This is a genomic window from Pseudocolwellia agarivorans, from assembly GCF_002000085.1.
GTDB lineage: Bacteria > Pseudomonadota > Gammaproteobacteria > Enterobacterales > Alteromonadaceae > Pseudocolwellia > Pseudocolwellia agarivorans.
Genome location: NZ_MUZU01000001.1, coordinates 23,793 through 40,984 on the forward strand (window position 1 = coordinate 23,793; position 17,192 = coordinate 40,984).

Below are 17,192 nucleotides of genomic sequence, written 5' to 3' on the forward strand. Positions count from 1 at the left end.
TTACTGGTAACTAAAAAAGGAGTATCTATGTCAGAAAATAAACTTGTTCTACAATGGAAGCAATTTATACAAACAGATGCTAGCTCAGGTATTATTTTAGTTATTGCCGCTGCACTTGCTTTAGTTATGGCAAATAGTATTTTTAGTGCGAGCTACAATGATTTTCTAGAATTTCCCGTTAGCATCACCTTAGGCACATTTTCAATCAGTAAACCCTTGGTACTTTGGGTAAACGATGGATTAATGGCTATTTTCTTTTTTGTAGTAGGTTTAGAGATTAAGCGTGAATTATTTTACGGACAATTATCTCGACCCGATCAAATTGTTTTACCATTTCTAGCCGCCATCGCAGGTATTATCTTTCCAGCCTTAATTTATGTAGCTTTTAACTATCAAGACGCTGTAGCAATGAACGGCTGGGCAATTCCTTCGGCCACAGACATAGCTTTCGCTCTCGGTATATTTATTTTATTTGGTAAACATCTACCACCAAGTTTAAAACTGTTTCTATTATCTGTAGCTATTATTGACGATATTGGCGCAGTAATAATTATCGCAATTTTTTATTCACAAGATCTCGCTCCAAACAGCTTAGTTGTCGCTATTGTTGGCTTGGTAACTTTATTTATTTTCAATCGATTAAAACTAGAAAATAAAACCCCTTTTATATTGGTGTCAATCATTGTATGGGCAGCCGTATTAAAATCAGGCGTACATGCTACTTTAGCTGGTTTTGCTGTTGCTTGGTTTATCCCTATAGCACGTGAAAAATCTCAATCAATGTCGTACCAAATAGAGCATGGACTACATCCTTGGGTTGCTTTTTTTGTGTTACCACTCTTTGCCTTTGCAAATGCAGGTGTAGGACTCACTGACGCTTCAGTTGATGAATTATTTACTCCTATTTCTGTCGGTATTATTGGAGGCCTGTTCATTGGTAAACAGTTCGGAATTTTTACGGCCTGCTTTATCGCTATTAAATTAAAGCTGTGTAGCTTACCTAAAGACGCAACTTGGACGCAATTATACGGCGTGTGTTTACTATGTGGCGTTGGTTTTACTATGAGTTTATTTATCGGGTCTTTAGCCTTTGAAGAGCAAGGTCTAGCTTATCAAACTCAGGTCAAAGTAGGCGTACTAGTAGGTTCATTAATTTCAGCCTTTACTGGTGCATGGTTAATTAAACACTCATCAAAAAAATTACTTAACAACTTAGGAGAAAAGCAATGAAAAAACTAAAACATCTAATGCTTAATTTAACTGCTGTTGCCTTAATTATATCTCCAAACATTTCGTTTGCTGACTTTAAATCAGACATCATTCAGTCATGTTCAGCATATCAACAAGGGAAAGATAAAAGTGAAATAAACCCATGTAAGTTATATATCGATGGTTTTATAGATTCTTCATTATTGTCTGAAGATGCAGCTATGCAACCCAAAGCGATGATAAAAAAACAATCGGAACCACAGAGCGACTTTTTAAAACGCGCATATCAAACACGCGTATTTACAGCGCCTACAGGATTACAATCTGATGCAACCTATCAATTTTGTATTCCTATTGAGTATGATAGAAAAAAAATTGCTTCAACTGTAGCTAAATCAATAAACATTGAAAAACTCGCTGATATTTCACTTAAAGAAGTATTACTAGAAACCTTAATTACCAAGTTTCCTTGTAACTAATCTAACTTTTTATTTTTTATTTTTTTATTAAAGAGGCGCACAATGGAATTAACGATTACAGAGCTAAATATTGAATTAAACAATGAAAGCAAATTACGTATTCGCCAAAAAGCAATCCGTATGTTTAATAAAATATGTGACAATATTCAAAAAATTACCGTTACAGTGAATGATATAAATGGTCCTAAAGGGGGTAAAGATAAAACTTGTCGCGTTGTTATTCATGCGGGAGGCATGCCTGACATTGTGGTAACAGATAATCAAAACTCTGTGACCTCAGCCGTCAATATAGCACTAAATAGAGCTCGAACCACTCTAGTAAAAAAACTAAAACGTAAACAAAAAAATAGACCTTCATGGAGAGAAAAACCTGTTGAAGAAGATTTAAAGAAATATTTAGACCAATAACTAAACGCTATAAAATCCCCATTAACATTTAATTTAAATCGTTTTTAATTTTACCCTAACCACCTCTAACTCAATAAATAAAATGAGTTAGAGGTTCACTAAACTTTATCTTTCATGCATAACCAACATTTAATTTTAAAATAAACACTTACAATTAATTCATCAATAAGTCTCATAAAAAATTGTTTTTTCATTAAACCGACTCAATATAGTAATAGTTAGTATATCTGCCTATTTTACGGAGAAAAAATGACTCACCCAATTATCAGCGATTTACAAAAGCGTTACACAGCAAAGCGTTATGATCCAACAAAACGTGTACCTCAAGAAGATTTAGCTATAATTTATGAAGCAATGCGTCTTTCACCTTCATCAATTAACTCTCAACCTTGGAAATTCATAGTTATAGAGTCTGACGAAGCCAAACAACGTATGCACGATACATTTGTAAATAAATTCCAGTTTAATCAACCGCATATTAAAATGGCTTCTCATATTATTTTATTTGCACATAACCCTAAATATACACGTGAAGATTACGCAAAGGTTATTGATGCGGATATAAAAAATGGTCGCACACAAGAAGAAAATAGAGAACAAGCATTTGGAGCTTTCGCATTTGTCGATTTAAATACAGATACCGATGGTAACAATGAAGCATGGACTAAAGCTCAAACTTATATTGCCTTAGGAAATACGATGCACGCAGCTGCACGATTAGGTATTGATTCAACGCCTATGGAAGGTGTTGATGCAGAATTAATTAGCGAAATTTTCGCAAAAGAGCTTGATGGGTATTTATGCGATGCAGCACTTGTACTTGGCTATCATGACAAAGCAGAAGATTATAACGCGAAATTACCTAAGTCTCGCCTTCCTTTAGAAAAAATTATTCAAGTCTTATAGCTTCAGATCATATATTTATTAAAACGAATACCCCTTATCAAGCAATAAAACGAGTATATTAGAGTGTGTTGAATTTGAATAAAATTTATACTCAAAAGGCCAACACGCTCTAATAAACCTGAACTCGCGATAAATAATGTTATAACATTTCTAACGCAATGGCTGTGGCTTCACCACCACCGATACAAAGTGACGCTACACCTTTAGATAAACCTCTATTTTTAAGGGCATGTATTAATGTCACCATAATACGTGCACCACTAGCGCCTAATGGATGACCCAACGCACAAGCACCACCGTTAACATTTACTTTTTCAGCATCTAAAGAAAGTTCTTTAAGGGCTAGCATAGTTACCATAGCAAACGCTTCGTTGATTTCGTATAAATCAACGTCTTGTGTTGTCCAACCCGCTTTAGCTAATACTTTATTCATTGCGCCAACAGGAGCAACAGTAAACTCTGCTGGAGCTTGTGCATGTGTCGCATGAGCAACCACTTTACATAAAGGGGTTAAACCACGCTTATCCGCTTCAGACTTTTTCATTAAAACAAGTGCTGCTGCACCATCAGAAATTGAGCTTGAATTTGCCGCTGTAATTGTTCCATCTTTCTTAAAAGCTGGACGTAAACTAGGAATTTTATCAGGGCGCGCATTGCCTGGCTGTTCGTCTGTATCAAAAATAACATCACCTTTACGTGATTGAACGGTAACCGCTGCAACTTCTTCTTTAAAAGCACCTGACTCAATCGCAGCATTTGCACGTGACAATGAACGTATTGCATAAGCATCCATATCTTCACGAGTAAAGCTAGCCGCGTCTGCCGTTTCTTGAGCAAAACATCCCATAGAAATACCGTCATAAGCATTTTCTAAACCGTCTAACATCATGTGATCAAGTACTTGACCGTGCCCCATACGCATACCAGTTCTCGCTTTTGGTAGCATATAAGGTGCATTACTCATACTTTCCATACCGCCAGCAATAGCCACATTAATTGATCCTGCTAAAATAGCATCATGTGCTTGCATTGCGGCTTTCATGCCTGAACCACAAACTTTATTAATAGTGGTACATACGGTAGACAAGGCTAAACCTGCACCAATAGATGCCTGACGAGCTGGTGCTTGCTTTAAACCCGCAGGTAAAACACAGCCCATGATCACTTCATCAACTTGGTCATTCGCTAAGTTAGCCTTCTCAAGCGCTGCGCTGATCGCGGTTGCACCAAGTTTAGGAGATTCAACGCTAGCTAATCCTCCTTGAAAGCCACCCATAGGGGTTCTTACAGCAGATACTATTACTACATAATCTTCAGCAGACATGTTAATTCCTCATCGTTGTATTTATACTTATTTTATATGCTTTCTGTTTCCAGAGTATTTTAAAAAATTTATCTATTGTTAGATTTTTTTATTCGATTAATTAAATCATACACCAAGTTGACGTTAACGTAAACTTCCGCTAATATTTAAAAATGAATATAGCGCAAGTGTATCCGTCAATCACTTTAACGATGCCAAACGGTATAAACACATAAAGGTTAAAAATGAATTCAGCCAAAGTTAAAAAGTATTCAATTAGCGATTTATCTAAAGAGTTTGATATTACTACACGGACTATACGGTTTTACGAAGATCAGGGCTTGTTATCTCCAACGCGCAAAGGTCAAACACGAATTTATAGTCATGGAGATAGAGTACGTTTAAAGCTAATTTTACGTGGTAAAAGACTAGGGTTCTCCCTTGCTGAAACAGGCCGAATATTTGAACTTTACGACCACGACAAAACAAGTGCTACCCAATTAAAAACAATGATGAGCATAATTTCAGAAAAAAAAGCACATCTAAAACAGCAACTTGACGACATAAAAATTGTACTAGACGAATTAGAAAACCTAGAAGAAAGTTGTGAAAAAACACTTTCAAATATAAGAGTCGGTTGATATTTAAGGATTCAAGTAATCTCGAAATTTCGACAGACCCTATTAACAATAATTAATTACGTATAAGTAAATATACAAAAAAGGAACTGCAAATGATTTCTTCTTTTACCTCTCTAAATTTTAACTTGGGTGAAACGGTAGATATGATCCGTGATCAAGTTAATGCCTTCGCACGTGACGAAATAGCGCCACGTGCAGCACAAATTGATATCGACAACGAATTTCCAAACGACTTATGGCGTAAGTTTGGCGATATGGGTTTATTAGGGATGACAGTTGAAGAACAATATGGCGGTTCTGGTTTAGGTTACATAGAGCATATTGTTGCGATGCAAGAAATCAGTAGAGCTTCAGCATCTGTAGGCTTAAGTTATGGCGCATGTTCAAACTTATGTATTAACCAATTAAGTAAAAATGCGAGCCATGAACAAAAATTAAAATACTTACCTAAATTATGTAGCGGTGAGCACATTGGTGCTTTAGCTATGTCTGAACCTAACGCAGGTTCTGATGTTGTAAGTATGAAACTTAGAGCCGATAAAAAAGGCGATAAGTATATTCTTAACGGTAACAAAATGTGGATCACCAATGGTCCAGACGCCAATGTATTTGTTATTTACGCTAAAACAGACACAAGCGCGGGCTCTAAAGGTATCACCGCATTTATTGTAGAAAGAGATTTTCCAGGGTTTTCTCGTCATCAAAAATTAGACAAATTAGGTATGCGTGGTTCAAATACATGTGAGCTAGTCTTTGAAGATTGTGAAGTACCTGCTGAAAACATATTAGGCGAAGAAGGCAAAGGCGTTAGAGTATTAATGTCTGGCCTTGATTACGAACGTGTTGTGTTAAGCGGTGGCCCATTAGGTATTATGGATGCGTGTATGGATTTAGTGGTCCCTTACATTCATGACCGCAAACAATTCGGTCAATCTATTGGTGAATTTCAACTGGTACAAGGCAAAGTAGCAGACATGTACACACAAATGAATGCTGCTAAATCTTATGCCTACACAGTTGCTCAAGCATGTGACCGTGGTGAAACCACTCGTAAAGATGCTGCCGCCGTTATCCTTTATTCAGCTGAACTAGCAACTAAAATGGCATTAGATGCTATTCAATTATTAGGCGGTAATGGTTACATCAACGAATTCCCTGCAGGGCGATTACTACGTGACGCTAAGCTTTACGAAATAGGCGCGGGTACTTCAGAAATTCGTAGAATGTTGATTGGCCGCGAATTATTCGCTGAATCAAAATAATCCATTTCCTCCAAAAATTAATCACAACCTCCTAAATATATTCCTATATTTAGGAGGAATACAACGCTCAATCGGTGTAACAAAAAAGAATCAAGGTGGCTCTTCGTGACTAAAATAGTTTCAAAAATAAATACTCGTAGCCCAGACTTTCTCGAAAATTCAGCTCATATGCAAAAGCAAGTTGATGACTTAAAAGAGAAAATTGCTAACATTAAGTTAGGCGGTAGTGAAAGAAGTAGAGAAAAACATTTATCTCGCGGAAAATTACTGCCACGAGATCGTGTAAAAGCCCTACTCGATCCAGGCTCACCTTTTCTAGAATTATCTCAATTAGCTGCGTATAAAATGTATGACGACGATATTCCTGCTGCTGGCATTATTACAGGTATAGGGCGTGTCGCTGGGCAAGAGTGTATTATTGTTGCTAACGATGCCACAGTAAAAGGTGGAACTTACTACCCTCTTACCGTTAAAAAACATTTAAGAGCGCAAACTATTGCACAAGAAAATAACTTACCTTGTATTTATCTTGTTGATTCTGGTGGTGCTAACTTACCCAATCAAGACGATGTATTTCCAGATAAAGAACACTTTGGACGCATTTTTTTCAATCAAGCTAATATGTCAGCACAAGCTATTCCACAAATTGCTGTGGTTATGGGGTCTTGTACTGCAGGTGGTGCTTATGTTCCAGCAATGGCAGACGAGTCTATTATTGTTAAAGAACAAGGGACAATTTTCTTAGCTGGCCCACCACTCGTAAAAGCTGCTACAGGGGAAGTTGTAAGTGCTGAAGACTTAGGTGGCGCAGACGTACATTGTAGAACATCAGGCGTTGCTGATCATTACGCTCAAAACGATAATCACGCGCTAGATATTGCTCGCAACGCTGTTGCTAATTTAAATCGCGTTAAAGACATATCAATTAAAATAGAAGCTGTTCAAGCTCCAGCTTATAACACCGAAGAAATTTACGGCATTATTCCAAAAGATTCACGTCAACCTTTTGATATTAGAGAAATTATTGCACGTATTGTTGACTCAAGTAACTTTGACGAATTTAAAGCATTATACGGCACAACACTGGTTTGTGGTTTTGCCCGTATTTATGGTTACCCTGTAGGTATTGTTGCTAACAATGGCATTTTATTTGGTGAATCAGCCCAAAAAGGCGCTCACTTTATTCAACTGTGTTCGCAAAGAAAAATTCCTTTAGTATTTTTACAAAACATCACCGGCTTTATGGTAGGTAAACAATACGAAGCGGGTGGCATTGCTAAGCATGGCGCTAAAATGGTAACGGCTGTTGCTACCGCTCAAGTACCTAAATTTACTGTATTAATTGGCGGAAGCTTTGGTGCAGGTAACTACGGTATGTGTGGTCGAGCCTACGATCCACGCTTCTTATTTATGTGGCCAAATGCACGTATTTCAGTAATGGGCGGAGAACAAGCTGCCGGTGTTTTAGCACAAGTGAAGCGTGATCAAAAAGAATTAAAAGGTGAAGAGTGGAGCGCTGAAGCCGAAGCTGAATTCAAAAAACCTATTGTAGAAAATTACGAGCATCAAGGTCATCCTTATTACGCATCAGCTCGATTATGGGACGACGGCGTTATTGATCCTGCACAAACTCGCGATACCTTAGGCTTAGCTATTTCAGCCTCATTAAACAAACCGATTGAAGACACCAAATTTGGCATTTTCAGAATGTAATTGAGGTTGTTATGACAAGCATTTTAAATACAAAAACAAACGAAACAGCTACAGACGATAACTCATCTTTGGTTTTGTTTACGGTAAGTACTAACGGCGTAGCAACAGTAACGTTAAACAGTCCTCAAAATCATAATGCTTTTGACGATACTATTATTGCAACCCTTACTGATATTTTTTTAGAAATAACAGAACGTGAAGACATTAGAATAATGATCTTAACGTCAACAGGTAAAAGCTTTTCAGCTGGCGCAAACCTAGGTTGGATGAAACGTATGGTGAGTTATTCATACGATGAAAACTTTAAAGATGCGCAAGACTTAGCCCTTATGCTTAAAGCATTAAACTTTATGCCACAAACAACCATAGCTAAAATTCAAGGCGCTGCATTTGGCGGCGCTGTGGGCTTAGCTAGTTGTTGTGATATTGCATTTGCCAGCAACAAAGCCAGCTTTTGCTTAAGTGAAGTTAAATTAGGTTTAATTCCTGCCACTATTAGCCCTTATGTCGTTAATGCTATAGGTGAAAGAGCAAGCAGAAGATACTTTCAAACTGCCGAGCGATTTTCAGCCGATAAAGCCCTACTTTTAGGGTTAGTCAGTGAAGTATTTGAGCCTGAATTACTTGACGATGCAGTGGCAAGTTTAACAAATTCGATTTTAAGTAATGGCCCGGAGGCCGTTCAACAAGCAAAACAACTCGCGTTTGATGTAAACAACAAAACAGTAGATGAAGACCTGATCAATATGACCAGCGAATGCATTGCTAATATAAGAGTATCAACCGAAGGCCAAGAAGGCTTAAATGCTTTCTTTGAAAAAAGAACACCTCTTTGGATAAATGAACCACTTAGTAAGGAACAAAAATAACATGACCACTCAACTAACCCAAAACAACCAGAGTAAAATGTTTACTAAAATTCTCATTGCTAATCGTGGGGAAATAGCCTGTCGTATTATTAAAACAGCTAAAAAAATGGGCATTTTAACCGTTGCAGTATATTCAGATGCCGATGAAAACGCGCTTCATGTAAAAATGGCTGACGAAGCGGTTTACATAGGTAAGTCCCCTTCAAGAGAAAGTTACCTGTTAAGTGAAAAAGTAATCGAAGCGGCAGTAAAAACGGGTGCTCAAGCTATTCATCCCGGTTATGGTTTTTTATCAGAAAACTCTGATTTTTGTCGCTTATGCGATCAAAACAACATTACCTTTATTGGCCCGCCAATTGGCGCAATTGAAGCTATGGGTTCAAAGTCTGCGGCTAAAAACATTATGCAAGCAGCGAACGTTCCTTTAGTACCGGGTTACCACGGAGACGATCAGTCAGAAGCCGTTATAAAAGGCGCTGCTGATAAAATGGGTTATCCTGTGCTATTAAAAGCAACCGCTGGTGGTGGTGGTAAAGGTATGCGCCAAATATGGAGTGCAGAAAAATTTACTGAAGGTTTTGAAGCAGTAAAACGTGAAGCATTATCATCCTTTGGTGACGATACCATGTTAGTTGAAAAATACTTAACACAACCTCGTCATGTAGAAATTCAAGTGTTTTGTGACAATTACGGCAACGCTGTGTATTTGTTCGAGCGCGATTGTTCAGTACAAAGACGTCATCAAAAAGTCGTAGAAGAAGCTCCAGCCTTTGCAATGACTGAAGAGCTACGTGAGCAAATGGGTCAAGCGGCAATAAAATCTGCTCAAGCCATTGGTTATCAAGGTGCGGGTACCGTTGAGTTTTTACTCGATTTTGATGGTTCATTTTACTTTATGGAAATGAACACACGCCTACAAGTTGAACATCCTGTTACTGAGTTTATAACTAAACAAGATTTAGTTGAATGGCAATTACGTGTTGCTGCAGGTGAAACACTGCCTAAAACGCAAGATCAATTAAGTATTCATGGCCATGCTTTTGAAGCACGTATTTATGCTGAAGATGCAGACAATGACTTTCTACCTGATACAGGCACCCTCAACTTTATGCAAACACCTGAAGAATCAGAGTTTGTTCGCATAGATACTGGCGTATGCCAAGGTGATGAAGTTAGCGTATTTTATGATCCAATGATCGCTAAATTAATTGTTTGGGGCGAAAACAGAGAAAAAGCCTTACAACGTTTAACCAAAGCATTAGCTGAATATCATGTGGGCGGCGTTAAAACTAACTTAGAGTTTTTAAGTAAATTAGTCACCAGCAAAGCTTTTATTGATGAAGATATTGATACAGGTTTTATAGACAAGCATCACGATGCAATATTTAATCGTAAAACTAACGAGTCGTTATCTAATCAAGCGTCTATAGATATAGCAAAATCAGCCTTATTGGTTTTACTCTTACAAAATCAATCAAAAGTAAGCCCTACTGATCCAACATCGCCTTGGAACAATACCAATGCCTGGCAACTTAATGATAAGTGTACGCATAAATTAACCCTTGAACACAACGCGACTGAATACAATATTGAAATTGAAGAAGTTGCTGTTGCTAACAACAGGCCTTCAAATAAAGGTAATTACCTTATTTCAGTTAATAACACCGTATTTTCATGCTACGGCGTAGTAGATAAAAACCAATTAACAACAACCATTGATGGCATAAAGTCATCAGTATCAGCAACATTAGAAAATAACACCATCACCTTATATACCCATCAAGGTGCGGTTGTTATTAATAATATTCAAGCTGATTTAGGTGACCATGGCAATGATGACAATCACGGTGGTTTACTCGCACCAATGAACGGTACTATGGTCAGTATTTTAGTAAAATCAGGCGACACGGTAACTAAAAATCAACCACTTGTGATCATGGAAGCAATGAAAATGGAACATACTATCAGAGCCCCAGCAGACGGCATTATAGATAATATATTCTACGCTGAAGGCGATATGGTTGACGGTGGTGCTGAATTGCTAGAATTTTCAGTCACCGAAAAAAATGAAGGTGAAAGCTAATGAGCTACGTAGCAGAAAACTTCCCTAAAACAGCAACTATTGTGGAAGTTGGCCCAAGAGACGGCCTTCAAAACGAAAAACAATTAATTTCAGCAGAAGATAAAATAATCTTAATTGATATGCTTGCTGATGCTGGAGTAACCAGTATTGAAAGTGGCAGTTTTGTATCACCTAAGTGGGTGCCACAAATGGCTACATCTACCGATGTATTTAACGGCATTAATAAAAAAAATGGCGTAAAGTACATGGCGCTTACCCCTAATATTAAAGGCTTTGAAGCAGCCATTAATGCTAATGTAGACGAAGTCGCAATTTTTGGTGCAGCTTCAGAAGCATTTAGCCAAAAAAATATCAATTGCTCAATTGAAGAAAGTTTACAGCGATTTATCCCTTTAATTGAAGCCGCAAAAAAAGCAAATATTAAAGTGAGAGGCTATGTGTCTTGTGTGGTTGGTTGTCCATACGATGGTTATATTGAGCCGGAAAAGGTTGCTGAAGTTGCAGAAAAGCTTTATCAAATGGGCTGCTATGAAATTTCATTAGGCGATACCATAGGTGTTGGCACACCAGCCAGTGTTCAAAAAATGTTAAATGCTGTAAAAACACGTATTCCAGTAGAAAAACTTGCCGTGCATTTTCACGATACATACGGACAAGCCCTCGCTAATATTTATACCGCCCTACAAAACGGGATATCGGTTATCGATAGCTCAATAGCCGGCTTAGGCGGCTGTCCTTACGCAAAAGGTGCTTCGGGTAATGTAGCTACGGAAGATGTTCTCTATTTACTAAATGGTTTAAACATTACAACTAACATTGATATGGATAAATTATTAAAAGCTGGTTGGTTTATAAGTGAAAAACTAGGCAAAGCTTCTAATTCTAAAGTATCTACAGCGTTAAAAGCATAAAAAAAATATAACATAACATTAACAAACATAAAAAATAATTACATTTAAAATTTGTTATTAAAAAACAACCCCCTAACGAGTAAAAAAACAACTCATTAGGGGGGCTTCTTTACAAAACCTTAACTTACCTGCAACTTAATACCATGATATATATAGCTTTTTTATTTACTAAAAGCTTACCAACCTTGCTTTTCTGGTGTTTATTTAATATACTGAAGAAGACAGAGAAAAGGCAAGACACATGAAAATGTGTTACGCAAAACCACCGGTCTAAGGATTATATTATTATAAGTCTATGACAGCGGAGTTACCGAACGATAAGGTACATCCCGTGGTTTTTTCTTTTACTAACTCAATTAATTCAGAGGTTAATAAAATGAAAAAATTATTACTAGTTTCTACTATTACAGCTTTAACATTAACGACTATTGTAACAACTCCGAAAGCAGAAGCGGCCAACATAGCCCAAAGCATATGTGAATATGTAGCTGCTGACGATAAGAAACGTATGCGTTCTTTTTTAAAGACGAATAAACTTAAAATTCGTAGTATTTTTGATGGTATTCAATGTAATGGTAAAAACCTGTTGGTGTTTGCAGCAGATAAGGGGTCAGTTAAAACAGGCTCTTTGATGATTTCTAAATTACCAAAGAAAGTTGTTTCAGCTAACTTAGATTTATTGCAATCCGGATCACAACCATTATTAGAGGCAGCTAACAAACGCGTTAGTAGCTAAATTTATCTTTAGTAGGCGTTAAGTGTTTTACAATATGTTTTACTAGAAATAACTCTATGTCATTATAAAACCAGCCTATGCTGGTTTTTTTATACTAGTCTAAAAAGTACTTATCTCTATTATATTTTTTTGTAAAGACTTAATAGTCAAGTATAAAAAAGAATTTTCACTCGCTAATTATGAAAATAACTAGGTAATACTCTTTTTAACCAGTTAAATACTTTATAAATTAGAATAAACTAATCTTTACCTTTAATGTCTAGACTAAACAAAAACAATAAATATCAAAAACTTAAAAAAAACCCCATTTAAAAAAGCAATATAGTACAAGTAGTTTTATCGCCAATCAAAATTATCGCTTAAGAAGCTAATATATTTAGCATTAATTTTTTTGTAATAAAAATTATCTTGCTTTAGACTTTCAGATTGTTGATAATATGCTCGACAAAGAAAAGGCAAGACACGCGAAAACGTGTTACGCAAAACCACCGGTCTAAGGGTTTACATTGGGTAAATCTATGACAGCGGAGTTACCGAACTATTAGGTACATCCCGTGGTTTTTTCTTTTACTAACTCAATTAATTACAAGGTTATTAAAATGAAAAAATTATTACTAGTTTCTACTATTACTGCTTTAACATTAACGTCTGTTGTAACAACTCCGAAAGCACAAGCTGCTAACATCGCCCAAAGCGTATGTGAGTATGTAGCTGCTGATGACAAGAAACGCATGCGTTCTTTTTTAAAGACGAATAAACTTAAAATTCGTAGTATTTTTGATGGTATTCAATGTAATGGTAAAAACCTGTTGGTGTTTGCAGCAGATAAAGGCTCAGTTAAAACAGGCTCTTTGATGATTTCAAAATTACCAAAGAAAGTTGTTTCTGAAAACCTATCTCTAATGCAATCCGGATCGCAACCATTATTAGAAGCAGCTAACGAACGCGTTAGTAGCTAACTTTATTTTTAGTAGGCGTTATTGTTTTACAATATGTTTTACTAGAGATAATTCTATGTCATTAAAAAACCAGCTTCGGCTGGTTTTTTTTCGTATTAATGTATTAATTGAATGCTATTCAATCAACAGCCTGAATCAATAACCACTACGGTCGGAGGCTGACCAACACCAGTTGATCCTGTATAGGTAATATAACAGTTACTTCCTGATATATTACTCCTATTTACATATTGTCCCTTTGTTTTACCTAATGTAGCTGTTGTGATGTAAAAAACATTATCATTATTATTAGCCGACCAAGTCCAATCATCCACTGATACATCTAGCGCATTGATTAAACCATCAGATCTATGAGCAGATGGATAACCATATTTAGTAGCAATATCTGGAGTTCCATCACCATCAAAATCAATACTATCAGCAGCTTCCCCTTGCTTACCTTGTATAATAGATTTTGCATAAACAAGCTTTGCTGCAGAAGTAATTGAACCAGATAATGATTTAAGTACTGACTTATTTGCATCACCCGATAAATTAACAAATTTAGGGCCAGCCGTTGCCGCTAAAATCCCTAAAATAACAATAACTACAACTAATTCAATTAACGTAAAACCGCTTTGATTCATTTCATATTTTATTCTCATCAATAATACACCTGTATTACCCTATATAAAAATAGTATAAATCTATTATGTTAATAATGTTATTTAATTGAGTAGAAATACAACTTAATATTTAGTCAGTTTTAAGTAATGTATTTACCTTTCGAATAAAAATACTATCATTAAAAAGCGCTTTAATATGTTGCAGCCCTGATAAGTTAATTTTATTTTGAAGATAATAAAACTCAATAGGATCACCATCATTTAAACCTAAACCGTTGATAGATGAAATGTCTTTAATATGATTAAAAGCAAAAAAATCACCAACACGACAGGCTATATAGCAGAGTAAATTATCTTGTAATTCGTCATTACTTATATCACTACCTAAACTAGCATTACTTAAAGTTAATAAACTATTGCCTATACCATTAATAATAGAATCAGGGAGAGACCACTCTTGAGCCATAACCTTACCAACAATGGCCGAATTAAAACCATAAGACTCTTGCGCTTTATTAACCCTTTCATACAGTGAATTAGACAATAAATAATCGTCAGATATAAGTGGCTCATTAGATAACATAGCCATATCACCCAAGTAACATAATAAGCACCGTGTTGATAATTCAGCAGCGTTTTCTTTACCTAGCTCCTTAGCTAAAAGTAAACAAAATGCACTTGCCATATAACTTGCTTTCGATAATTTTTGATATGCTTTTTCTTGTTGAGGGTTTTCAAACTTCAATGCATCTTGTACTGTGATCTGCATAACAACATTTTTAATAGCATTGACTCCCATAAAATTAATTGCATGTTGTATGCTAGTAATAGGAGTTCTTAACGCAAATAAAGGTGAGTTAACCGCATTTAATATTTTAGCTGTCATTTTAGGATCAGCTTTAATCAAATCAAATAGTTCATGAGGTTCAAATGCACCTTTAATCAACATTAATAAAACAGGGTTAGGCTTCTTAAACCTTTTAGCAATATTAATTACTTCAAGTGTTTTTTCTTGATTTAAATCACTCGCTATATTTACATTAAAATTTAAAAAACCATCGGGTACTTCACGAGGGTTTTGAATAATGTTCGAGTTACTATCTAAAGACTGTGAACTTTTTTCATGTTCAGGGTTAACTTTTAGATATTGATTTTTTAAATTTTTACTATCCGTTTTAGACACTTTATAGGTGGGTTTCTTGTTATTCCCCCTAAAAAAAATAAAATATAAAACAATTAAAACAATCAACAACATAATGATTTTAAAAGACATAAAGCACCTAACAAAATTAATCCATAATATAGTAAAATATATATTAACGATTAACTCACAAGATAACCACGTAAATATATAATGTTATACAAGCTAGGCTCTTGTTTAATAAGTAATATAGGAAATTGTAATTCACTGTTTATTTTTACTAAAACGCTAATAAAAAATAGATGGCGATCCGATTTATTTTGCATAAAAAATCATAAAAGCGTAATATTTATTTACTTTTTTCTGTCTTGTTATAAATGTTATGCCTGTTAATTTACCTGAACTCAACCCAGCGTCACTTACTCCAATTGAAGGCATTCGCCTAGGTTGGGCTGAGTCAAATATTAAAAAACGAAATCGTAAAGATTTATTAGTTATTGAAATTGCCGATAACAGCTCTGTGTCGGGAGTTTTTACAAAAAATAGATTTTGTGCCGCACCAGTTACCTTATGTAAAAAACATTTAGCTGCTGTTAAAAATAACCAAGTCGCCAGCATTAAGGCCTTAGTAATAAATACCGGAAATGCAAACGCAGGCACTGGGGAACAAGGAATGCAAGATGCAATAACAACTTGTCAACATTTAGCTGAAAACATGGATATTCCTGTTGAATCTATATTACCCTTTTCGACAGGTGTTATTTTAGAACATTTACCCATGAACAAATTATTAACTGGACTACCTCTTGCCGTAGCTAATTTAAAGAATAATAACTGGGCTGATGCAGCAACAACGATTATGACTACAGACGTTGCTCCAAAAGCCTACTCTACTCAAGTAAAAATAGGTAGAGAACAAGTAACGATTACTGGAATATCTAAGGGTGCAGGTATGATCCACCCTAATATGGCCACCATGTTAGGGTATGTAGCAACCGATGCAAATATTACTCAATCGTTACTAGACGAAATAACAAAAGAAGTAGCCGACTTATCGTTTAACTGTATTTCTGTTGATGGCGACACATCAACCAACGACTCATTTATCGTTATAGCTACAGGTAAAAGTAATGCTCCTGCTATTACTAGTCGTGAAGATGCGGGCTTTAAAGAAGTATTTAATGCCCTGCTTGAAACCTCGCAGTATTTAGCTAAAGCCATCATACGAGATGGAGAAGGTGCCACTAAATTTATAACAGTAACCGTTAACGGTGCCTTAAGTATCGAAGAAGCCAAAACCATTGGATTTTCTATTGGCAAAAGCCCGCTGGTTAAAACAGCCATGTTTGCTTCAGATCCTAACTTAGGTCGTGTACTCGCTGCTATAGGTTATGCTTCACGCGAATGTAAATCATTAGAAGACTTAGACACAACACTGTTAGAATTATATTTTGGTGACACATTGGTCGCTGAAAAAGGTGGCCGCGCCGCGAGTTACAAAGAAGAAGTAGGTCAAGCAATAATGAACGAAGCTGAAATTGATATTACTATAGAGCTTCATCGTGGCAATGAAAGCGCAACTATTTGGACCTGTGATTTTAGCTACGATTACGTAAAAATTAATGCTGAATATAGAACGTAAATAATATTGTTATATTCCCTATCAAAATAAAACAATATTACACTTTACCTCTTTAGCTTAATAAGGGGCTTTGATTATATCAAAAGCCCCTTATTAATTCTCCCAACAGATTTCCCTCTCAGCGCTATTATCGAATTTTCCTGTTTTTCATCTATAGGTTAACCATTAATTTTCACCCCATATATTAACCACTCATTTCCTCAATGACCTCGTTAAAATTAGTTTCCATAAGACAAATAACATGGTAGATTGTTAACCTTCATCAATAAACAAATAAATTTACTAGTGATAACCTACTGTGGATTTACTCAATAAACTGATTAGG

At 35.9% G+C, this 17,192-nt stretch carries 16 protein-coding genes and 2 riboswitches; of the genes, 13 read left to right on the plus strand and 3 right to left on the minus strand.

Annotated features, from left to right (window positions below):
• Positions 1-27: 27 nt before the first annotated feature.
• The 4 genes from nhaA (at position 28) to B0X80_RS00110 (ending at position 3,002) form a co-directional block, all read left to right on the plus strand.
• Entirely contained in the window at positions 28-1,230 is a 1,203-nt protein-coding gene (gene nhaA, locus B0X80_RS00095) for a Na+/H+ antiporter NhaA (RefSeq protein WP_076420609.1), read from the plus strand.
• On the plus strand, positions 1,227-1,688 hold the full coding sequence (locus tag B0X80_RS00100; protein WP_077337832.1) for a hypothetical protein: 462 nt from the start codon (positions 1,227-1,229) through the stop codon (positions 1,686-1,688). Before nhaA ends, B0X80_RS00100 begins: the two co-directional genes overlap by 4 nt.
• Positions 1,689-1,730: 42 nt before the next feature.
• On the plus strand, positions 1,731-2,096 hold the full coding sequence (locus B0X80_RS00105) for an HPF/RaiA family ribosome-associated protein (RefSeq protein WP_077337833.1): 366 nt from the start codon (positions 1,731-1,733) through the stop codon (positions 2,094-2,096).
• A 249-nt stretch (positions 2,097-2,345) separates the two neighbouring features.
• Positions 2,346-3,002 (plus strand): nitroreductase family protein, encoded by a 657-nt coding sequence (locus B0X80_RS00110; protein ID WP_077337834.1) that lies wholly within the window; start codon positions 2,346-2,348, stop codon positions 3,000-3,002.
• A gap of 139 nt (positions 3,003-3,141) precedes the next feature.
• On the opposite strand, the gene B0X80_RS00115 is transcribed toward B0X80_RS00110, so the two are convergent.
• Complete coding sequence (locus B0X80_RS00115; RefSeq protein WP_077337835.1) at positions 3,142-4,326, minus strand: acetyl-CoA C-acyltransferase; 1,185 nt, start codon at positions 4,324-4,326, stop codon at positions 3,142-3,144.
• Between the two features lie 224 nt (positions 4,327-4,550).
• Here B0X80_RS00115 and B0X80_RS00120 point away from each other — a divergent pair, with 224 nt between their 5' ends.
• From B0X80_RS00120 to B0X80_RS00155, 8 genes are all read left to right on the plus strand, one after another.
• Positions 4,551-4,946 (plus strand): MerR family transcriptional regulator, encoded by a 396-nt coding sequence (locus B0X80_RS00120; RefSeq protein ID WP_076418742.1) that lies wholly within the window; start codon positions 4,551-4,553, stop codon positions 4,944-4,946.
• A 92-nt stretch (positions 4,947-5,038) separates the two neighbouring features.
• A complete protein-coding gene (locus tag B0X80_RS00125) occupies positions 5,039-6,208 on the plus strand; it encodes an isovaleryl-CoA dehydrogenase (RefSeq protein ID WP_076418743.1) in 1,170 nt (389 codons plus the stop codon).
• A 105-nt stretch (positions 6,209-6,313) separates the two neighbouring features.
• Entirely contained in the window at positions 6,314-7,921 is a 1,608-nt protein-coding gene (locus B0X80_RS00130) for a carboxyl transferase domain-containing protein (RefSeq protein ID WP_077337836.1), read from the plus strand.
• Positions 7,922-7,932: 11 nt separating this feature from the next.
• Positions 7,933-8,790: an enoyl-CoA hydratase/isomerase family protein gene (locus tag B0X80_RS00135; RefSeq protein WP_077337837.1), complete on the plus strand. Its 858-nt coding sequence runs from the start codon at positions 7,933-7,935 to the stop codon at positions 8,788-8,790.
• 37 nt (positions 8,791-8,827) lie between these two features.
• Complete coding sequence (locus B0X80_RS00140) at positions 8,828-10,873, plus strand: acetyl-CoA carboxylase biotin carboxylase subunit (RefSeq protein ID WP_077338337.1); 2,046 nt, start codon at positions 8,828-8,830, stop codon at positions 10,871-10,873.
• Complete coding sequence (locus tag B0X80_RS00145; RefSeq protein ID WP_077337838.1) at positions 10,873-11,784, plus strand: hydroxymethylglutaryl-CoA lyase; 912 nt, start codon at positions 10,873-10,875, stop codon at positions 11,782-11,784. The genes B0X80_RS00140 and B0X80_RS00145 overlap by 1 nt, the downstream gene beginning before the upstream one ends.
• Positions 11,785-12,005: 221 nt before the next feature.
• Positions 12,006-12,099, plus strand: a riboswitch (cyclic di-GMP riboswitch).
• Between the two features lie 61 nt (positions 12,100-12,160).
• Positions 12,161-12,520, plus strand: coding sequence for a DUF3718 domain-containing protein (locus tag B0X80_RS00150; protein ID WP_245825338.1), 360 nt, complete (start codon positions 12,161-12,163; stop codon positions 12,518-12,520).
• 444 nt (positions 12,521-12,964) lie between these two features.
• Positions 12,965-13,058: riboswitch (cyclic di-GMP riboswitch) on the plus strand.
• A 61-nt stretch (positions 13,059-13,119) separates the two neighbouring features.
• Positions 13,120-13,479, plus strand: coding sequence for a DUF3718 domain-containing protein (locus B0X80_RS00155; RefSeq protein ID WP_245825339.1), 360 nt, complete (start codon positions 13,120-13,122; stop codon positions 13,477-13,479).
• A 122-nt stretch (positions 13,480-13,601) separates the two neighbouring features.
• Here B0X80_RS00155 and B0X80_RS20615 read toward each other — a convergent pair whose 3' ends face one another.
• Together B0X80_RS20615 and B0X80_RS00165 are read right to left on the minus strand one after the other, a co-directional pair.
• A complete protein-coding gene (locus B0X80_RS20615; protein WP_281252985.1) occupies positions 13,602-14,123 on the minus strand; it encodes a type II secretion system protein in 522 nt (173 codons plus the stop codon).
• 91 nt (positions 14,124-14,214) lie between these two features.
• Complete coding sequence (locus tag B0X80_RS00165; protein ID WP_077337839.1) at positions 14,215-15,357, minus strand: HDOD domain-containing protein; 1,143 nt, start codon at positions 15,355-15,357, stop codon at positions 14,215-14,217.
• Positions 15,358-15,607: 250 nt separating this feature from the next.
• On the opposite strand from B0X80_RS00165, the gene argJ reads away from it, so the two are divergent.
• Positions 15,608-16,867, plus strand: coding sequence for a bifunctional glutamate N-acetyltransferase/amino-acid acetyltransferase ArgJ (gene argJ / locus B0X80_RS00170; protein WP_077337840.1), 1,260 nt, complete (start codon positions 15,608-15,610; stop codon positions 16,865-16,867).
• The last annotated feature ends 325 nt before the right edge of the window (positions 16,868-17,192 follow it).